This is a genomic window from Mycobacterium timonense (assembly GCF_025821985.1).
GTDB lineage: Bacteria > Actinomycetota > Actinomycetes > Mycobacteriales > Mycobacteriaceae > Mycobacterium > Mycobacterium avium.
This window is the reverse complement of the sequence record NZ_JACKSY010000010.1, coordinates 1-17,244: the sequence shown is the minus strand read 5'-3', so window position 1 is coordinate 17,244 and position 17,244 is coordinate 1. Positions and strand designations below refer to the sequence as shown.

At 64.6% G+C, this 17,244-nt stretch carries 27 protein-coding genes and 2 pseudogenes; 7 read left to right on the top strand and 22 right to left on the bottom strand.

Going from position 1 to position 17,244, the window contains the following annotated elements:
* Positions 1-277: 277 nt before the first annotated feature.
* The 6 genes from H7I87_RS02900 to H7I87_RS02875 form a co-directional block, all read right to left on the bottom strand.
* Positions 278-1,144, bottom strand: coding sequence for a hypothetical protein (locus H7I87_RS02900; protein ID WP_083071433.1), 867 nt, complete (start codon positions 1,142-1,144; stop codon positions 278-280).
* Positions 1,141-2,046 (bottom strand): hypothetical protein, encoded by a 906-nt coding sequence (locus H7I87_RS02895; protein ID WP_139800111.1) that lies wholly within the window; start codon positions 2,044-2,046, stop codon positions 1,141-1,143. The genes H7I87_RS02900 and H7I87_RS02895 overlap by 4 nt, the downstream gene beginning before the upstream one ends.
* Before the next feature lie 556 nt (positions 2,047-2,602).
* Positions 2,603-2,962 (bottom strand): hypothetical protein, encoded by a 360-nt coding sequence (locus H7I87_RS02890; protein ID WP_083071435.1) that lies wholly within the window; start codon positions 2,960-2,962, stop codon positions 2,603-2,605.
* 96 nt (positions 2,963-3,058) lie between these two features.
* A complete protein-coding gene (locus H7I87_RS02885) occupies positions 3,059-3,259 on the bottom strand; it encodes a hypothetical protein (RefSeq protein WP_083071436.1) in 201 nt (66 codons plus the stop codon).
* Positions 3,260-3,304: 45 nt separating this feature from the next.
* Positions 3,305-3,523 carry a hypothetical protein gene (locus H7I87_RS02880; RefSeq protein ID WP_083071437.1) on the bottom strand — a complete coding sequence of 73 codons (219 nt, stop codon included), beginning with the start codon at positions 3,521-3,523 and terminating at the stop codon, positions 3,305-3,307.
* A gap of 271 nt (positions 3,524-3,794) precedes the next feature.
* On the bottom strand, positions 3,795-4,001 hold the full coding sequence (locus tag H7I87_RS02875; protein ID WP_083071438.1) for a hypothetical protein: 207 nt from the start codon (positions 3,999-4,001) through the stop codon (positions 3,795-3,797).
* A gap of 277 nt (positions 4,002-4,278) precedes the next feature.
* Here H7I87_RS02875 and H7I87_RS02870 point away from each other — a divergent pair, with 277 nt between their 5' ends.
* The 4 genes from H7I87_RS02870 to H7I87_RS02855 all read left to right on the top strand — a co-directional run bounded on the left by H7I87_RS02870 (position 4,279) and on the right by H7I87_RS02855 (position 5,248).
* Positions 4,279-4,446 (top strand): hypothetical protein, encoded by a 168-nt coding sequence (locus H7I87_RS02870; RefSeq protein WP_158085042.1) that lies wholly within the window; start codon positions 4,279-4,281, stop codon positions 4,444-4,446.
* A gap of 69 nt (positions 4,447-4,515) precedes the next feature.
* On the top strand, positions 4,516-4,749 hold the full coding sequence (locus tag H7I87_RS02865; RefSeq protein WP_083071440.1) for a hypothetical protein: 234 nt from the start codon (positions 4,516-4,518) through the stop codon (positions 4,747-4,749).
* Entirely contained in the window at positions 4,746-5,018 is a 273-nt protein-coding gene (locus H7I87_RS02860; protein WP_083071441.1) for a hypothetical protein, read from the top strand. Before H7I87_RS02865 ends, H7I87_RS02860 begins: the two co-directional genes overlap by 4 nt.
* The gene (locus H7I87_RS02855; protein ID WP_083071442.1) at positions 5,015-5,248 is read left to right on the top strand and encodes a hypothetical protein; all 234 of its coding nucleotides are present in this window, start codon (positions 5,015-5,017) and stop codon (positions 5,246-5,248) included. Before H7I87_RS02860 ends, H7I87_RS02855 begins: the two co-directional genes overlap by 4 nt.
* A gap of 137 nt (positions 5,249-5,385) precedes the next feature.
* On the opposite strand, the gene H7I87_RS02850 is transcribed toward H7I87_RS02855, so the two are convergent.
* From H7I87_RS02850 to H7I87_RS02815, 9 genes and pseudogenes are all read right to left on the bottom strand, one after another.
* Positions 5,386-5,511, bottom strand: coding sequence for a hypothetical protein (locus H7I87_RS02850; protein ID WP_256356939.1), 126 nt, complete (start codon positions 5,509-5,511; stop codon positions 5,386-5,388).
* Positions 5,508-5,660 (bottom strand): hypothetical protein, encoded by a 153-nt coding sequence (locus H7I87_RS02845; RefSeq protein ID WP_158089896.1) that lies wholly within the window; start codon positions 5,658-5,660, stop codon positions 5,508-5,510. The genes H7I87_RS02850 and H7I87_RS02845 overlap by 4 nt, the downstream gene beginning before the upstream one ends.
* 26 nt (positions 5,661-5,686) lie before the next feature.
* Positions 5,687-5,794 (bottom strand): annotated as a pseudogene (locus tag H7I87_RS29355) (hypothetical protein); the annotation flags it as partial.
* Between the two features lie 668 nt (positions 5,795-6,462).
* The gene (locus H7I87_RS02840) at positions 6,463-6,720 is read right to left on the bottom strand and encodes a hypothetical protein (protein WP_083071444.1); all 258 of its coding nucleotides are present in this window, start codon (positions 6,718-6,720) and stop codon (positions 6,463-6,465) included.
* Positions 6,721-6,755: 35 nt separating this feature from the next.
* Positions 6,756-6,974 carry a hypothetical protein gene (locus tag H7I87_RS02835; RefSeq protein ID WP_083071445.1) on the bottom strand — a complete coding sequence of 73 codons (219 nt, stop codon included), beginning with the start codon at positions 6,972-6,974 and terminating at the stop codon, positions 6,756-6,758.
* Positions 6,975-7,240: 266 nt separating this feature from the next.
* Entirely contained in the window at positions 7,241-7,423 is a 183-nt protein-coding gene (locus tag H7I87_RS02830) for a hypothetical protein (RefSeq protein ID WP_083071446.1), read from the bottom strand.
* A 599-nt stretch (positions 7,424-8,022) separates the two neighbouring features.
* Positions 8,023-9,243, bottom strand: a complete 1,221-nt coding sequence (locus H7I87_RS28920; RefSeq protein WP_158089895.1) for a pentapeptide repeat-containing protein — start codon at positions 9,241-9,243, stop codon at positions 8,023-8,025.
* 344 nt (positions 9,244-9,587) lie between these two features.
* Entirely contained in the window at positions 9,588-9,893 is a 306-nt protein-coding gene (locus H7I87_RS02820) for a type II toxin-antitoxin system PemK/MazF family toxin (protein WP_083071449.1), read from the bottom strand.
* The gene (locus H7I87_RS02815; protein WP_083071450.1) at positions 9,890-10,120 is read right to left on the bottom strand and encodes a hypothetical protein; all 231 of its coding nucleotides are present in this window, start codon (positions 10,118-10,120) and stop codon (positions 9,890-9,892) included. The genes H7I87_RS02820 and H7I87_RS02815 overlap by 4 nt, the downstream gene beginning before the upstream one ends.
* A 163-nt stretch (positions 10,121-10,283) precedes the next feature.
* Between H7I87_RS02815 and H7I87_RS02810 the strand changes: the two genes are divergently transcribed.
* Complete coding sequence (locus H7I87_RS02810) at positions 10,284-10,964, top strand: DUF8548 family protein (protein ID WP_083071451.1); 681 nt, start codon at positions 10,284-10,286, stop codon at positions 10,962-10,964.
* Positions 10,965-10,998: 34 nt separating this feature from the next.
* Here H7I87_RS02810 and H7I87_RS02805 read toward each other — a convergent pair whose 3' ends face one another.
* The 3 genes from H7I87_RS02805 to H7I87_RS02795 form a co-directional block, all read right to left on the bottom strand.
* Entirely contained in the window at positions 10,999-12,084 is a 1,086-nt protein-coding gene (locus H7I87_RS02805) for a hypothetical protein (RefSeq protein WP_083071460.1), read from the bottom strand.
* A 99-nt stretch (positions 12,085-12,183) separates the two neighbouring features.
* A complete protein-coding gene (locus tag H7I87_RS02800) occupies positions 12,184-12,660 on the bottom strand; it encodes a hypothetical protein (RefSeq protein WP_083071452.1) in 477 nt (158 codons plus the stop codon).
* A 128-nt stretch (positions 12,661-12,788) separates the two neighbouring features.
* A complete protein-coding gene (locus H7I87_RS02795) occupies positions 12,789-13,205 on the bottom strand; it encodes a hypothetical protein (RefSeq protein ID WP_139800113.1) in 417 nt (138 codons plus the stop codon).
* Between the two features lie 114 nt (positions 13,206-13,319).
* Here H7I87_RS02795 and H7I87_RS02790 point away from each other — a divergent pair, with 114 nt between their 5' ends.
* A complete protein-coding gene (locus tag H7I87_RS02790; protein WP_083071453.1) occupies positions 13,320-13,676 on the top strand; it encodes a hypothetical protein in 357 nt (118 codons plus the stop codon).
* A 65-nt stretch (positions 13,677-13,741) separates the two neighbouring features.
* Here the strand turns inward: H7I87_RS02790 and H7I87_RS02785 are convergent, their stop codons facing one another.
* From H7I87_RS02785 to H7I87_RS02770, 4 genes are all read right to left on the bottom strand, one after another.
* The gene (locus H7I87_RS02785) at positions 13,742-15,052 is read right to left on the bottom strand and encodes a S1 family peptidase (RefSeq protein WP_264002558.1); all 1,311 of its coding nucleotides are present in this window, start codon (positions 15,050-15,052) and stop codon (positions 13,742-13,744) included.
* A gap of 444 nt (positions 15,053-15,496) precedes the next feature.
* Positions 15,497-15,799: a hypothetical protein gene (locus H7I87_RS02780; protein ID WP_083071455.1), complete on the bottom strand. Its 303-nt coding sequence runs from the start codon at positions 15,797-15,799 to the stop codon at positions 15,497-15,499.
* Between the two features lie 62 nt (positions 15,800-15,861).
* Positions 15,862-16,008 (bottom strand): hypothetical protein, encoded by a 147-nt coding sequence (locus H7I87_RS02775; protein WP_264002557.1) that lies wholly within the window; start codon positions 16,006-16,008, stop codon positions 15,862-15,864.
* A gap of 186 nt (positions 16,009-16,194) precedes the next feature.
* A complete protein-coding gene (locus H7I87_RS02770; protein WP_264002556.1) occupies positions 16,195-16,422 on the bottom strand; it encodes a hypothetical protein in 228 nt (75 codons plus the stop codon).
* Between the two features lie 111 nt (positions 16,423-16,533).
* On the opposite strand from H7I87_RS02770, the pseudogene H7I87_RS02765 reads away from it, so the two are divergent.
* Positions 16,534-17,244 (top strand): annotated as a pseudogene (locus tag H7I87_RS02765) (hypothetical protein); the annotation flags it as partial.

Here is a 17,244-nt window from a genome sequence, read left to right as displayed (position 1 = left end):
AGCCAACGCCGCCAACGGTTACTGGTACGACCAACAAGTCGCCGACATCGTCGGGTACAACCGATCCGGTGCGCACTCCCCGACCTCGGCAGGCGGGGCCGTCAGTGTCGCGACCGGGTGCTCGGCTGCCTGCTTGTGCGTTGTGCAACCTGCATTGGTCAACACGATCGCAGCGAGAGTGACCACAACGGCTGTCGCGCGGGCGATTCCGCGCCGAGCCGACGCCACAGGTTCGCATCTGCGCCGGCGTCTCAATGTATGGATTCGCCTGCCGCGGCTATTTGGGCTCGGCACGGTTGTCTTTCTCGAGCGCATCGGTGACGGGCAGTGGCGTCAGGTCTTCGCGGCTCAGATGCATCCCGATGCGCCGGCCGGTGTACGTGACGCAGGTCAGACCGTCGCGTTCCATGAGGCATTCTGTGGCATCAGGATCGGTCTCTAAGCGGATGGTGCTGCCGTAGGCCAGCACATTGGACTCGGCGTAAACCAGCGGGTCGTCGTCGAATACACCATTGACGACGCGCCCCCACCCGAAGTTCACTACGGTGTCACGCCAATCACCGTGCTGCCCGGCTGGTTTCGGTGTTCGCGGGTAGGTGCCGTCCGGCACGTCGCAATATAGCGAGAAACGTCGCCACGTGCAGGCGATGGACCCCGTTGGTGAGCGGAAGTGCAGATAGTCCGGGCTGCGGACCTCGGCGTCACCCGGCAGGTAACCACCGAAGTGGTACCGCTCGGGGTTGACCAACATGCCTTCGGCCACCCGGGCCAGCTCGTCGCTGGCTGCGGCCGACGGTTGAGGCAACGGCATCGTCCCCGGTGGATCGTCCTCAGGGTTGAAACGATCCTGACGGACTGGACTCGCGGGACCGCTGAAGACCGCATGGCGCAGGTGGTCGATCGTTGTACGCAACAGCGCGCTGGGCTGGGGGGATGACGACTGTGCGGTCACGAGGACACCGCGGACCCGCGCGAGAAGCATCCAGAAATCGAAGTTCCTGGGGTTTGCGCGTTTCAAATGAACGGCATACACGTCCTGGCCGTCGACCGTCTCTGACTTGAGTTCGACAGATCCGTCAGACTCCGCCCCGAGCCCCCGGTAGTTGCCGCACTGGTGCGCCCAGAACTTCGTCTGATCGATCACATCCGTTGAGGAGTTTTCGATGTGCAGCCGGACTCGGTCGGTACGTCCAGACCGCCGACCGCAGAGTCGGTATCGTCGTGTACTGCTGCGGCAGTGGCGATTTCGCGATAGTCACGACCGATATCGTCGCGCGGGGCGCCCTCGTTCATGAACGGAATCGCGTTGCATCCCTTAGGGTCGGTCGATCCCTCTGTCTGGTAGTCGAGGGCGCGGGCGCCAACAATCGGCGAGGTCTGACCAACGCTCCACCCTTTGGGGACGTCGACGATCGAGGGAAGCAGTTCGCTGAGCTCTTGATCGGAGCGCCCTTTGAGACTGGCGCTGCCGATTGTGCCCGAGAGAGGCCGTGGTGCGGGTTGATCATCTTTCAGCCGGCGGATCGTGGCGCCGAACACCTCATCAAGCACAGAGCCGCTGTCGTGGCGAAGCCCGGCAACGACGATGCCGCGCACCCGGGCCACATAGACCACGCTCTCCCGGCTGCCTTCCGGCTGGAAGCGATGTTCACGGTTGTCAGTGAGGTGTACAGCCAACACATCGACGCCCTCGATGTGGCGGTCGGGCAAGATGCTGATCGATGTCGGCGCCGCCGGGCCCGGAACTTCCCCAGGTTCGGCGGGCACGTACTTCTCGACGTAATTGGCGCACCGCTTCGCCCAGGCGCGTGTGTCGGCGACGAGATCGTGTGACGGCGGGTCGCGTAAGAAGGCGACGGAAGCCTCGCCGCCGAATCCTGTTGGGCCCAGACTGGTTGCAAGGGCGCTCGTTCGGGCAGCGATCTGGCTGGCCTCGGAATAGGGGGGGGGGGGTCGCATCCGGCCGGTTCGACAGTCATGGGCTGGCGCGGTGTTTGCGCTTTGGGTGGTGGGCCGATTCGCTGAACGATGTTCCAGCCAGTCCATGGGTAGTCGGCAAGTGTGGGCAGGAACTTGGCCAGCTCGTCATTGGAGCGATCTGTGATGCTCGAGCGCGGTGCGTGCCCGCCACCATGTGTGCAGCCCGCCAACAGAAGCGCGGCGACTAGGACAACACGGACACCCCGTCGGCGCACGGGCCCTCCTTTCACATGCCAGTCGAATCTGCGGAGGGTGATCTTAAGCGTTCCCGGTTTCATGCACCTGGACTTGATGGTGGTAGCTCCGCCGTGTTTCAGTCGTCGCACCCACATGGGCACGGCCCGGATGGGTGTGATTCGTGGGCGCATGTCTCGCAGCCGTAGTCGGCCTCGTCGACGGCGACTACCGAGTCGACAGCCACACATGAGGTGCCATCCTCGCCGTCGAATTTGACGGCGGCGTACCAGATTCCTCGTGAAACGAGGACTCCGTGCTGTCCGCTGATTCGGTGCCTAATCCTCGCTCCCAACGTTCTCCTCGACGGCCCCCGGGGGCCGGGGCCAGTGATTTTGAAGTTGGCCCCCATCGGGCTCATTCCATTTCTGGAAGGATTGTCTTGCAGCTAATGGACTGCCTGTTCACGGTGGAAGTGCGAGAACGACCACCCCGCCCTCAGTGGCTTACGCCCCTTCGAGACACAGTCGCGCGCATATCGCTCGGCGTCGTCGAGCTGTTCAGCACTAACCCCCGCGGCCACGGCGTGCTCACGCAGCGAGGCCGCCAAGCTCTGTGCAGCCGCGAAGTCGACACAAGCGTTCGCCGACCCAGTACTGCGACCGCTCCAGTAGACCGCGGCGCCATAGAGGTCGAGCGCTTGCTGGAGGCCAGCGATATCGGTCACGACGATTCTTTCCCTTCGGGTTTCGTTGTCATGGCCGGCCTCCAGCGAGACCTGCGTCGGCAACGTATGGGAGCCGCTCATGGAGCGGCAGGCTCGGGATCCTCCCACTACGGACTAGCATCACGCCTTACGAATTCCGTCTCTCGTTACTCACATTTCGCACTCACTGGACTCGAATTAGCCAGCTCGATAGACGTCGACATCGTCGACGGTGACCGTTGTGCCGTGGCCGCGCGAGGTGCTGATTGTCACCTGGAGTTCATTCTCGTGGACGTAGGTAACGACTTCCACAACTGCACCGTCAGCGAATTGTGCAACGGTGACCGCTTGCGGCGCTGTCCCGTTGGCAACAACGGTGCTCGACAACTGTTCTGCCATTGGTTCAATCTTCCTGTGTTCGCGATACTTTCACTGGACTACGGACTAGTTCTGGGCAATGCGGAGGAATTGGTCAGGATCGGAGAGCGCGGTGGTGATCGCATTCGCGATCACGTAGACCAGGCTTGGATCTTCGATCCACTCGGCCGATTCCCACATCAGCATCTCGGTCCCGTTTTGGTCCTCGATGTGGATGCTGCCCTCATTTAGGCCGTACTCACCTTCAATGCGGATCGTCAACCTGTTCGCCATCGCGATTTTCACCCTTCTCGCACAGTTGAGCTAGTTACGAGTGCCACGGCTGCGGATTCTGTTGCCACTCCGCGATATCGTCGGAGGATGCCTCGCTGACGTGAAGCTCAGATCCGTAGTCTTCTCGGAACTTCTGGGCGGCAGCTAACTCGTTTTCGGCTTCGACCACGGCGCCCATGCCGCTTGAGCTGTCCTCAACACGCCAATGCTTCAAAGCAAATCCCTCTCTAACAACGCGCATGCCTGATCATCGCGGGCCCGCGCCGACGGCATGCGGCACGGGCTACGGTGTGATGTCGGCGGTGCTGGCGCTGAATCGCAGACCGGCGATGAGTTCGCGCAGACTCGGGTTTCGGTTCCATGAGCGCTGGAATTCCTGCATGATCTGGCCCAGCGTCTCGTCCATCATGTCGGCAACTGAGTCGCCCCACATCAAGTCGCCATCGGCGGCGAATGACGTTCCCGTTTCGTTGGTGATCCACCAGCCCACGTTGGTCCTCCCCCCGGAGAAGGCGTCTCGGCCGGCCACGCGGTTCGGTCTGGCCGATGTGTTTCCCCGCCGTTCAGGGTAAATGGGCGTTCTTGCGGTTAGTTGGCTGCGACACGCGGCATGCCGGCCCGTTGCGGGCTTAGCCCGAGGCCGTAACCCAGGCCGCCCGGCTCACTGCCGCGTAGCCGTGGAACTTGCTGTGTCGAGCGTGTTGCAGTCGGTAACCGCCGGGGCGACACGGAACGCTGAGCAATGTCTGGAAATTAGAGGGGGGAGCATGGAGTCCAGTAACGAGGTGCACGAGGCCGCCGACGAGCTACCGACAGTCACGGTCGATTTCGGCACTGCGGATGGATCGGCTACCTGGTTTGTCGAGAGCGGCATCGACGCAGTTGCCGAGACGCTCACTGCGATGCTCGGCCCCCCGCACAGTCAGCAGTGCTAGCACCCAACCCCGGCTAGGCAACAGCCGCGCATACGGCACTCATTAACAGTCACGAGAGGATCATCCGGGATGAAAACGATTGTCCGACAGGCTAATCAGCTCTCTGTGGGCGATGTTATCGTCGCCCCTGATCGCACCCTCCACACGGTCACGCACATCGACATCCACGGGTTGGGTGCTGCATGGCTGACCATCCACACAGACACCGGGCTAAGTCTCGACAAGACCCAGGAGGACGCGAAGCTCGACACCTATGACGTCCTCGCATCTCAACAAGACCACAGCAGCGAGCAGGACCGATGAGTGACCGTGGCGACCGCATCCAGGGAACCGCGGTCGTATCGCTCAACGAAGTCATCGACGCTGACCTCGATAGCTTCCTCGACCTAATCAGCGAACGGGCGTTCGGCAGCGACACGGCCTACTTCGCGGTCGACGTTCAGTACAGGATCATCGCCAGCACGGCCGATCGCCTCACCCTCGACGTCACCGCGGCGATCGATCCGAACAGCGACGCCTGCGCCCAAGACACGACCCACCGCCTGGCCGACACCACCACGGAGATCCGGTGAGCGACCGCCGCGAGTTCGCGATCCTGTTCTCCCACGCATCGACCGCGGTCTGGCCGGAGCTCGTGAGCGACGAACGGTTCGCCGACCGGATCGATGCGGCCGAGTTCGGTCAGAGCATCGTGCAGGTGCAGGGCGTCGAGTACGAAATCATGGAGAAAATTGAGGGGCAGTGGCGCAGCGGTCGCGGTGAGTCACCCCAGGACGTCATCCGTCGGCGATGGTCTGCGTAAGCGTCACATCACCGTGGATGGCCGGGAACTGCTCGCGCGGATGGCTGATAGTCGTCGCAAACCTGTGGGCAAGCATCCTTGAGTTGGTCGATCAAAACCTGCCTGACTTTCCTCCAGTGTCGGTCAGGTCAAACCTCTCAGTCCGCAGTAACGGAGACGACATGCTCGTACGCGCACAGTTCGTCGGTCATGGCGTCGATCAGGACGCCGAGCCCGGTAACGTCTTCGTCAAACTCGACGGTGAATGTCACCTTCACGCTCAAACCCCCGATTCCTCGATGGCGATGATGGATTGCGCTGGGCCTCCGAACTCTTCGATCAACTCACGGATCCGGGCGTAAAACCCCGGCTGGTCGATCGTCTTGCGGTGGCTGCCGCCGATGTAGACGCTGATCGTGGTGACTGTGTCCATCTCAAACCTCCCGTTTTCCATGTGCCCTGGTTGCCTTTGCCTGTCCGCTTCAGCTCGTGCTTGCGGCTATGTTGTGGCGCTGCGGCATTCGCGCACCGCAGATCCGGCCGAACCCCGACGCTGAGAGGCGTCATGTCAGGACTTCGCTCTGATTCATAGGACGACGTCGTGAATGGCTACGACCTCTGGAGCGTTCAAACCGACTAGCTCGGGGAGCCGGGCTGTGCGGTGTCCGCATGCCACTTGATCGCTCGTGAGCCGGTATTGCCTGCCACTTTCGTCGAGCACGGCGGGGGCCAGATACCAGGTCCACTCGGTTGGCAGACCGAATTCTCCTCGGCGGTATTGCGTTTCTGATGATCCTGTGCCCAGATCGAGTGTTGTGTACGGCGTGGCCCATTCGACGGATACCAGTGCGTACCCTTGCCCCGGTACATCTTGCGCACCGGCCACGGTGTCGGCGCCTGCCAGTGGTGAGACGACGGTGCCTGGTGCGGGGTGCCGCGGGAACGCGTGCACATGGCCGACGATGATAAGTGGGTCGCCTGCTGATGGAATTGCCTGTAAGGGCATCGATGACTTCCTTTCACTCGCCTGTTGCCGGCCGCCTGGCGCAAACAACCATCTCGTGTCCCCTTTGCTCAGCGCCCGATTGATGACAGGTAGTCGCCAGCCGCCTGTGCTAGCGCAAACGCGACGGCGGGGTCGACCACCTGGCGATCGAAGTCCGCAACCTCGTTAAATTCTGTGACAGCTGCCATCAGTGGCTGTAATGCGTTGGCGCTCATAGGACTAGACGCGCTCATATGTGGGGTGGGGTCTGTGTCGCGGCGCTGGCGGCCGCGCTGGTGATGGTGGTCCAGCTGAGGCCCGCCATGGACAGCCGATCACTGACGACTCGGATGTCGGCGGCGGGGCCTTCGATGCGGCGGTGGTAGGCGCGGTTTCCATGACGCAGGCGTGTCTGACCCGGCGATACGGTCAGGCTCAGCTCGGGAAACTCAGCACGCAATTCGGTCAGGTAGACGTCGGTTACTTCCGCTTCAATGATGGTGTGCACGTGAATATTTACCCCCTGTTCTATCCGCGCGCGGATTAGTCGTCGTCCTCAAAGAACTCTCCGTCGTTGCCCAGTGCGAGCAGTTCGTCTCTCACCGTGTCTTCCGGAACATCCACGGTCACACGACTGGTTTCGAGGCCAACCGCGTGGCCGTAATCCGTTTCTTGCAGGATGGCGTCGAGGCTTGGCGGCAGCGGCGTGTCACTGCAATGCAGGACGGTAAACGTAACGACGGTCTTGCTAACTCTGCTCACTTGGACGCTCGCTCCTGGTTGGTGTTCGGTGTCATTTACGGGCTCATCGGATGTGTCCGGTACGGGCGCGCCAACGGCGCACAGCCGCGCGTAGAAACGCCCGATTTGTCGGTTCGCCGGCCGGGATAGTGGCTGCGCCGCTGTGCACCCGGGCGATCGAGTACCCGACGAGTTCGTCTGCGCGAATCGCGCTCATCGTCACTGGGGCCGCCTCGCACATCCCCGGGAAGCAACTCTGCGACCCAGTCGCCGTCCACCTCGTTGCCCTACCTCTCGCCAATCACAAGCTCCCACAACGCATCTACTGCGTCACAGAACACGTTGTATTCCTCCGATTCTTCGGACAGGCTGATATGCCCGGATTCACCGCCGGGCATAACCATGCTGATTTCGGCATCATCCGTTCCATCCGAACGAGCGATGGTGATCTGTACGAGCCGTGTAGCCATTCCATCACACCTCCTAGGTGAGTTCCCTTGACTGATGACGCGCTGAGCCGTTGGCGCGCAACAGGTCTGCTACCGCCGATGGACGTTGTCCCGGCACCGTCGACAAATCGGGACGTCACCGAGGATTGGGTGAGGTTCAGTCGCAACCGCGTTGTTGTCGCACAGCGCGAACCATTGGCAGGGCGCCGGAATCTGTTCGCCGGCCTCGTCGTAGAACACACCATCGTCGGTCTGGATCACGTTTATCTGCACCCGACTCGGCCGTGAGCTGTGGGTGTGCGACCGAGCGCCCGATCCATTCGCCACGAAAATAGTCACTTGCGTCCCACCGGGTTGAGCTGGTGGTCCTGATGACAGCTTTCGCACCGGGGCCGGCCAGGCGAGTGCGGTTCGGAGCCACAGTCGATACAGACGCCGCGGCGATAGCGTTCATTGCGTTCTTCGCGACGGCACGAATCGCTCTCGATGACTTGCATAGAACGTCCCCCCATGACGTCCGAAGACAACCCCCAGGCAAAGGGTATGTCGCGACACCGACGACTTCTGGCGGCAACACTCGCCCAAAGCGCAAACACCGAGCGGCAACCGCTCCCCTGCGGTTAGCTCCCTGCGTCAGCTCGCGCGGCGGGCTCGAAATTTCGCGCGCCGGCCAGCAACGCACCGTCCATGGTCGCCCCGGAGACGTCAACGGACCCTAGTTCGGCCCACCGGAGGTCGGCGCGGGTGAGATCCGCGTTCGTCAGATAGCCGCCAGTCAGGGTGGCTTGCGTCAGCGCGGCACCGGTCAGGTTTGTGTCGGCCAGCACCGCCTGGGTGAGATCGGCGCCGTGGAAGACGACACCTGAAAGATCGGTTCCCAGGAAGTTCATGCCCGACAGCACGGCACCGGTGAGGTCGATATGGCATGCGCGCCAACTCTTTTCCGCGTCGGCGGCGTCGTAGTCGACGTCGGGCAGGTCTGCGCGCAGCCGGTGTTCACGCAAGATCGCCACGACCGAGCGGCGGAACTCCGGATCTTCGGGGTGGGGTCGCGGAGGCGTCCGCAGCTGCGCGCACAGGAGGTTGACGCATACCTGCCGTTCGGCGTCGATCCCGGTCCGGTGCCAGTCGTCGGCCAGCGCAGCCAAGGCGTAGGCGCCGGCCAGCCGCAACGGCGCGTCACGGCCGTTGAGTTGGCCAACGATCATGTCGTAGCGGCGGCGAAGTTCACGTTCGCGCTCGTCTTGGCGGACCTTGATCGCAAGACTGTGGCGGCGGGCCTCGAGGTCATATTTGCGTTCATCGAGGTCGAGTTGATCGGCTGCGGTGGCGGCGGCTTCTTGCGCGGTGCGCTGCGCGGCCACCGCGGTGTCTTGCAGGGCCACCGCGTTGTGGTGGGCCATGACTTTCAATTCGTAGTTGAGCTGTTGTCGGCGGTGTAGCACCAGGGCAACGGCGGCCAGCGCGGGGATGGCCAGCAGCGCCGCAGCGGTCTGAGCCGCATCGAACCATTGACTACTGGTGACGTGCCTCATCCACGAGAACGAGCCGCCTTTCCACGGCGCCAGCTGCCCGCTGGTAAGCCACGCGAGCCACCCGAACAGCAGCGCGGCGGCCAAAATCACCAGTATCACAGCCCAGCTGATCGGGATTCCGCGGCTGCGGGACCCCAGCTCGACCGCATAGCGGCCGCGACGGGCTGGCTCGCCCGGCATCGCGCCCGGGCCCGCCTTGTCGTCAATGTCGGTCGACGACGGTTTTTCGGCCGCAGTGTCATCATCGGACTCGACACTCGGTTCGGCCGACGTCTCAATTGTCGGCGCCGAATCCGCCTCAGACACTGCGGATCCATCGACGCGTTCGCCGCGACGCCGACCATGACGCCCCAGGACCGCCGCCGCTGATGTCACCCGGGTCTTCGTGCCAGAGCCGTTTTGACGTGTCATGCGTTTACTGCCCTCCGAATTCGGTCGGCCGACGTGGCCGAACACAAGGCACCGGGATGCCGGCCTGGCGCCGCACCCGTCTGACTTGACCGAGCCACATGCGCGCAAGACATCGCGATACCCCCTGGCACCGATCATCCCCTCCGGCAGGGGCCACGAAATGGCCCGACACGCCGGCCCCGGCGCGCCGCCGGGAGTTCGGACACCGACTGCGCCTTAAAGGTCGAGGCTCGAATCTGTCATCGATCTGGCGTTGCGAGAATTTTGAAAAGCATGTTATTGACGTCCGTGAGGGCCTGGACGTCTATTCGGCGGTGCTGTGCGCTTAGTCTGGCCTTGCGGAGGCTAGTGACCAGTCCCGGTGCAGCCCAGTCATTCTCGCCCAAATCCACACCAAATCCAGTGTCGGGCTCGGTGTCGAATACCGGCACGACGATGACTGTAGGTTCACTGGGGATCTCGTTGTACACGGTAGAGGAGATGACCAGCACGCTGATGCCGGTGTCGGTTGTCCAGATGTCGCCTCGGCGGGGCGATTGGCTCAACGCTGCGCTAACTCGTCGAGATTGCGGTCCGCCCACGCCTCGCTGAACGCCGTTGCCTCAGGATGTGTGCGCATCCACTGGTCGTGTGCCACGCAGCGACGCCGCATGTCCTCGACGTCGAGGAGGTTCTCGATCCAGGCGTTCATCGACTGCTGGTCCGCGTCCGCGTAGCGTTTGACCGCCTCATAGGCGCTATCCGAGAGTCGCAACGTTATCATCCGTGCCATCGCTCAATGCTAGCAGCAAATGCTAGTAGACCCAGGCAGCATTGTAATGATTCGCCGCCCAACACTCGCGGCGCGCAACCGCATCTTCTGCGCTTCCCTCCAGACGCGCTCGACACTCGCAGTTGCACCCGTTGCGTCGGTCCCCTGTGCAACGCTGGCGCCTGTGCCATACACCGACGAGCAGCTGCATGCCCTGATCGACCGCTGCGAGCCGCTCCGCGACGTCAAGGCCCCCGCGGGCTACCGCGACAGCCTGGCCCTCTGCGTGGTCGATTCCGTGCAGTCAACGGGCGTCACGTACTCCAGCGTGGAGTCAGTGGTCGGCCGCTACCGCGCCTACCGACGCGAGCAAGCAGGCGACCCGAACACCGACGGGGTGCCCGAGCTCCTCACCACACTCGACGAGCTGAGCGGCCCGGACGGATGGGCACAGCGGATCGGCAACCGGAACCGCACCTCGACCCACGCCGGCGCTCCCCTCAAGGGCGCCGCGATCCGGGACGCCGCGCTCGCCCTCACCGCCGAGGGGATCAACACCGCCGCCAGCCTGCGGGAGGCGGCCGAAGACGCCGGACGCTTGGCATGCGTGGAGGCGGCGTGGCGAGCCGTGCCCGGTCAGCGCTCCGGGATCACGTGGCACTACGTCCAGATGCTCGCCGGAATCCCGGGAGTCAAGCCGGACCGAATGATCTGCCGCTTCGTAGCCGATGCGCTGGGGATGCCCCGCCGCGCCGTCACGACCGGATTCGCCCTGCGGACCCTGACCGCCGCGGCCGCGGAGATGGGCATGTCGCCGACCGACCTCGATCACGGCGTCTGGCAGTGGCAGCGGAGACAGCGGTAGCCATCCTTTGGATGGTACGGCGACCCTGTACGCGCTACCGCCGCTCGTTGAGTAGGTCCTCGACCAGGCGTCTGGACCGGGGCGGTATTGGGGTGCCGGGAAAGAATCGGTCAACGACAGCCCACACCTCTGCCGTGGTGGTGATGCCAAGGTGGCCCAGCACGGTTCGTACGTCATCAGCGTCGCGGGTCGCGCGGCCGGCGAGGACTTTCATGGCCAGCAGGTGATCGGGTGGGGTGACGTTGACCTGCAGATAAGGATGGTCGAAAACCCGCTCACCCTCGCCAGGATAGCGGGCAACATAGCTGGCAGCCTGATTGTTGAGCCAGGTTGAAGGCCAACCGTTTTCGTTCGCGATCTCACGGATCGCTGCGATCATCGGCCCATCTGGACTGAACTCAGCATCGATGCCGCGAGTCGCCGTGCGGTCCGGATCGTAGGCCAGAAGCATCGGATCGCCGCCATAGACGTGCACTTGACCGATGACCCGCCGGCGCTCGAGTTTAGCGGCCAAGGCCTCGAAGGCGCGGCGGATGTCGTTTAGGTCGCACACCGGCTCGAGCATCGGGGTGACTCCGTCATGAGTGAGGTCATGCCGGTCAAGGTAGATGCCGCGGCGGCGAAACGATGCGGGGGTCCACAACAATGCCTGCACCCGCGCTGATGGCAGCGCCGAGACCCACCAGGCTCGGTACAGGAAGCGTTCGACCGCGATTGTCCACAGCGGGCCGGGTAGTCCGTGGCGGGCTGCGAGGTGTTCAGCGGCCGCGGCGAGCAGGGCATCGAAACGTACGTCGCCGATCAGAGGTGGTTCCGTGGTGATCAGTGGTAGCGCCGCCGGACCCGCTTCGTCGGCGCCGCGGGTGAAATCGAAAAACACGCGCAGCCGGGTCGCGTCGTCGCGGCTGTTGGCGATCGCAACCGCAGCCTTCGCGACGGTCAGTGCGTTCGGGGTTGAAGCGAGGTCGGTGCGTGCGCCCTGCGGGCGCCGCGCGGCGCGGATCACGCCGACCGCATAACCCAAGATGCGGCGGACGCGCCACCTCGACAGGATCCCCCGCACGCGAGCAGGGGTCACACGCCAGCGTGGGGCTGCCCCCGCAGCCCCACGTCCCGACAGGTTTCCCCGTTTACGCGACTGGTTGGAATCCAAATCGGGCGTTGGCTAGTCCATCGATCCGAACGGGGCTTTCGGAGACTCCCCCCGCTTGGACGCCACCTATGCACGGGCCGCTGGCGCAGGGACCGGTCCGTAATCGCCGTCGCTCGGGGCCTTCAGCACGGCGGCCAGTTCCGGGTCGGCCAGCACTTCTGCGGTATGACGCCAAGCGTCGATTACCTGGGCCACCGGCGCCGGGTTGTCGATCGATTCGGCGGCCTTCATCGTTGACACCAACTCGTCAACGAATTCGCGGACCTCATCGTTGGCCAGGAACGCAACCCATGGAAACACATCCGCCACCACGTCGGTCACTAAGTCGTGCACGCGAGGTTCGCGTTGCACCAGCGCGGCGAAAATCCGCGATGCCGCCGACGCGGCCTCCCGCGCCTGCGCGGCTCGCGACACAGTGGTCAACACCAGATCCTCAGCATCGCGCCGCCGCACGATCAGGAACCGATTCGTCGACTTGCGCAGCCAGCCTTCGACCGTTGCCTTGCCGCGCAACTGCAAGTCCGAAAACGACACAACGTCCACAACATTAAAACTACTTATAAAGTAGCGGGTTATCGAGAAGCGCCTGGTGTCGTCCGGTAACGCGGTCGCGGTATCGCACGGGCGCACGCCAAGCGCTGATCGCCTGGCCACTCGGGCCGACCAGCGTGCTAGCTAACTTTGTCTCGATAGCGGCTATGTGCTGTAGGTGCGGATATGCCAAGGGCGCCACCGATGGTGGCCCATGTAGCGCCCACGGACACCGCGTACTCGACAGCCGCGACGTCTGGTGTGTGGCGTCCGTTGTGGCCGCGCCGATGAAGGATTGCGCTGGCAAGGATGCGTAAAACATCGGCGGCCCAGCGGCCGGCGAACGTTCCCAGCACCTGGTAGCGGGGGTCGTTGGGGTCGCGCGCCAGCAAGACGTCGGTTAGCGCCGTGGGCTGGTCGGCCAGGTCGCGTGGGACGGCACCGCTTTGAGCGAGCCATGCCAGGAGGCGCTGGCTGGCGGCTGTGCGGGCTTCGGCGAGGGCGGCAGCGGCGACCCGCTCTGCCGCTGCATCGACTTCGACAGTCTGTATGGCCACGCGAATACAGTATCGAGGCTTTTCGACGCGGTGTTGCATCACACACAATGTGGTATTAGGTTATTCTAACAGTAACTTCGATTAGCCTTACAGCAAGCGTGCGATGTGAGGGCAGTGGATGTGACGACAGAGACCATCGCCGTCGAAACGCAAATGCGTGTTGAGGTGCTACTGCCCGCTGTTGGGGCAGCATTTCACGCGGTGCTTGTCCGCGAGGACATCCAATGGTTCGACGACGATCCGACACCCGACATCCAGCAGTATGTGGTATGCGAGCGGGACTTATCAGTAGCGCTGCCGTCGGTGTTCGCCGCGATCGATGCATGGCTCGAACATGAGCATCGGCTGCGGGTCCTACCACATTCTTGGCAGCCGGCGGAATCGGGCGCTGACACCGGCGTCGCCCTCTTGCTTGAGGGCCGAGCAGCGCCAGCGTTACCGATCCGCGGTCTACTGGGCAACTGGGGGTAAACGCGAAACCCGTTGATGCGATTTACATACAGACCGGCCACCAGCGCATCACGCGCGAGCCCAACTCAGTGCTGCTGGTAGCCGACTGGCGCGGCGGGCGACGACGGCGTGGTGTCCACGGTGAGGTGCCACTTGTCCAGCCAGGGGCCGACCAGCTCGGCAACGGTCGAGCTCGAGTCGCCGCGGATATGGATTCCGACGGGTGTCGCGGTGCCGTCGGCGTTGCGGTAGTAGACGGGTCCGCCGGAGTCGCCCTCAGCGGCCGGTGCAGCGAACACCACCTTGGTGGGTGTGATGTAGGTGATTGGGCCGCATTGCGGCGGCGGCCCGGTGGCTAGGCCGTAGTGGCACAACTGCTGGCCCTTGGCCAGTCGTGCGGGGTCGGCGGGCGCCGTGACGGGCCGGATGCCGATGATGCGGGTGTCGGTGGCTACGGGCCCGGTCGGTGTTGGCACGTTGTTGATGCCGATGACCGCGATGTCCTCGTCTTCGTCGCTGGTGCCCTCGTAAACGTGCTCGGTGAAGCGGCCGATTCCTTCGGCGCCTTTGATCGTGTTCCAGTAGATGGCGCCGCCGCCGACGTAGCAGTGGCCGGCGGTAAGCACACCGGGATTCCCATTCGCATCGTGGACGAGCCAGCCGGCGGTGCAGGGGACGACCACGCCAGCGTGGTTGGCGTCGTAGGTTGCGATCGCGATGCCGGGTGCGACGGCTGGTGCCGGGTGGTGCCGCAGGTCGAGGTCGGCGTCGGCGGCGGCGGGCGCAGCAGTCAGCGCGCCGCAGCAGCCGATCGCCGCTGCGGCCATCGCCGCACGCCGTACCCACGTCAACATGTGTCCATTGTCCCATGACAGCGTCCAGGTTGGGGAGGAGGACATTTTGCGGACATTTCGCCAGATCGGCGCGCCGAGGCTGGTACTGGACGTCTGTCGAGCGGCAGAATGATGCTCAAAGCTGCAGCGGTGCTGAGGCTCTGCTGCGCTGGGGAGGGGGAAACCGTGACTGACGTTCCGAAAACGACCACTGATGGTGCCGATGAAGTTATAGGCGACAACTGGCCGAGTGATAGCGCGTCGGATGTTGCGGATGCTGCGGAGGAGCAGCGGGGCGTCGCGGCCAAAATGGACGAAGCCGGCCGCGCTGCAGCCCAGGGTAAGGCCTATGCCTCCCAGGAGATGGAGGGTGCGGCGGCCGAGGCGTTGGAGGCCAAGTACGGCTTTCATATGGGTCAGTTCGCCGACCGTATGCAGGCCCATCTGTACACGGCTGGTTGGTTGTCGATGCTTGCGATGGCGATCACGTCGGCCAAGAATGCGATGAACGCCGCGGTGGCGATGCATTCTCCGGATCACGCTGGACCGGTCACCGAGTTCCACACGCAGACGCAGAAGGATCAGTCATTGCACACGGCGCAGCAGGCGGTGCAGGCGGCGAAAGAGAACCTGGAGCACGTCAAAGCCACTGTCGTGGCTGGCATTTCGGGTGGACAGAAGCCTCCTATGGTCCCCGCCCTGCCGACCGGCGGTAAAACACCTACAACGAAGCCCGCCGACCGCCCCCCGGGCCAGCCCGCTACTGGTTTGCCGGCGACGGACCCGACCGCACCGAATCCCTACAGCCCGGCGAACACGAATCCGGGTTTGAACAACCCGGGTGGACCAAGCGCGCCGGCTCCGGCTGCGCCGGTGTCGCCGTTGGGTGGTTCGGCTGGGCGGGCTCCTGCGGCGACGTTGCCGCCGCCGACGTTGAATGACCTGCCGGCCGGTGGTGGTTCGGGGCTGGGCGGCTCTCCGATGGGGAGTGGGTCGCCGTTTGGTGGATCACCGATGGGCGGTATGCCGATGGGCGGCATGCCGCCGATGCAGCCGCCGCAGATGCCGCAACTGCCGACACAAACACCGGGCAATGACATCGCCAAAACCGTTGGGGACACGGTCGGCAAGCTGGCCGGCGCGCATAACGGGCAGCCGATCTCGTCGGACACGCTGGGCAAGCTGCTGGACGCCCAGCGCGGTGATGGCGCCGGCGCCGGCGCTGGGGGTGCTGGTGGTTTGGGTGACGATAAGGGCACCGTGGTGAAAAACGACGACGGCACCCTGGTCGATGACGGCAAGAACGGGCATGGGTTAAAGCCCCACACGCCTGGCCCCGGGCTGGGTGGGCCGGCGGGCGGGCCGAGCGATCCTTATAGCGCTGAGAATCGCAATCCGTCGTTGAACAATCCGGCGGGCCCGCAGGTGACGGGTCCGCCGTCGCCGGCGGCGCCGACGGTGACTCCGCAGCCGCCGGTGGTGTCGGCGCCGATCACCCAGCTGTCGGCTGATGACGCCACCCCACCCCCGGCCGCGCACACTGCGGCCGCTACGGGCGGGGACCCAACCCAGGCTGGGATGCATACCGCAGCCAACGGCAACGGCTCGTCGACTGCGCCGTCGCCGGGTGGCGCTAACGGTGCTCAACCTGCCTCGGCTCAGGGCCAGCAGCAGCCGTCGTCGGGTGTTGGGGGTGCGTTGGGTGCCTACCCGGGCGGGGCCGGGTTTGCTCCGTTGCCGCCGGCGCCGCCGATGTCACCGGCGATGATGAGCGGGTCGGCGATGCCCGCGGCGCTGGGTGCGGCCGCCGTCGGCGGCGCCGCGGCGACCCCGGTGATCATGCCCGCCAAAACCGCCACCACATCGACATCGTCGAACACGGGTGGGGCGCTGGCGGCCGATCCGGCCGCGGCGGCCTCGGTGGAGCGGATCACCGTGTTACCGCCCGAACACGCGGTGGCCCATGAGCATTTGGCCGGTGTGGTCAAAGCGCTTCGCGACCGCCCGGGNGGGCGCTGGCGGCCGATCCGGCCGCGGCGGCCTCGGTGGAGCGGATCACCGTGTTACCGCCCGAACACGCGGTGGCCCATGAGCATTTGGCCGGTGTGGTCAAAGCGCTTCGCGACCGCCCGGGTATCGCGTGGACCAGTGCGCGCGCCGCGATCGGGGTGTTCCTGTTTGAGGAGCCCGGGCTGCCGTCGCGGCGGGTCCGCTACATCCTGGCCACCACCGATGGGCTCTCGGTGATCCCGATGGACGTCAAACTGCCGGCCGGGCTGGAATTGCTGTCCGCGGTGGTCGACCCGTCGGGCAGCTTCGCCGCCGATTGGGGTGGCCACGAGCGCCCCGCCCTCAAACTCGCCGCCGCCGCCGACGCGTACGCGAATGTGTTGGGGCAGTTGGATTATCTGGTGAGCAACGACACCGCCGACGGGAGCTTGGCGCCGGCGAAAACCTCCGGCGTGACCGAGGTCGTCCAAACCATGACCCAAACCGATGCGCTGATCGCAACCCGCAAGGCCTCGCCCGCCACCATGCCGCGGGTCAATGCCGCGGCACCGCACATCCCACCGGGCCGCGCCGCCGACGCCCTGGATGCGTTCGGGCGTGCCTGGCGGTTCGACGACGGCACACCCAACGACCTCAAAGAAGCCACCACCCGGTTGTGGGCGGCCCGCTGGGGGGTGGGCAAACGCCGCCTGGAACGCCCCGCCGACTACGCCGCCATCCTGGCCACCTACTGGTACGTCGAAGGC

Excerpts from the sequence above, each read along its gene's own strand:
- H7I87_RS02895 (WP_139800111.1), bottom strand. The coding sequence starts at position 2,046 with ATGGACTGGCTGGAACATCGTTCAGCGAATCGGCCCACCACCCAAAGC.
- H7I87_RS02890 (WP_083071435.1), bottom strand. The coding sequence starts at position 2,962 with ATGAGCGGCTCCCATACGTTGCCGACGCAGGTCTCGCTGGAGGCCGGC.
- H7I87_RS02885 (WP_083071436.1), bottom strand. The coding sequence starts at position 3,259 with ATGGCAGAACAGTTGTCGAGCACCGTTGTTGCCAACGGGACAGCGCCG.
- H7I87_RS02870 (WP_158085042.1), top strand. The coding sequence starts at position 4,279 with ATGGAGTCCAGTAACGAGGTGCACGAGGCCGCCGACGAGCTACCGACA.
- H7I87_RS02865 (WP_083071440.1), top strand. The coding sequence starts at position 4,516 with ATGAAAACGATTGTCCGACAGGCTAATCAGCTCTCTGTGGGCGATGTT.
- H7I87_RS02860 (WP_083071441.1), top strand. The coding sequence starts at position 4,746 with ATGAGTGACCGTGGCGACCGCATCCAGGGAACCGCGGTCGTATCGCTC.
- H7I87_RS02845 (WP_158089896.1), bottom strand. The coding sequence starts at position 5,660 with ATGGACACAGTCACCACGATCAGCGTCTACATCGGCGGCAGCCACCGC.
- H7I87_RS02830 (WP_083071446.1), bottom strand. The coding sequence starts at position 7,423 with ATGGCTACACGGCTCGTACAGATCACCATCGCTCGTTCGGATGGAACG.
- H7I87_RS02815 (WP_083071450.1), bottom strand. The coding sequence starts at position 10,120 with ATGGCACGGATGATAACGTTGCGACTCTCGGATAGCGCCTATGAGGCG.
- H7I87_RS02780 (WP_083071455.1), bottom strand. The coding sequence starts at position 15,799 with ATGCCCGTTCTTGCCGTCATCGACCAGGGTGCCGTCGTCGTTTTTCAC.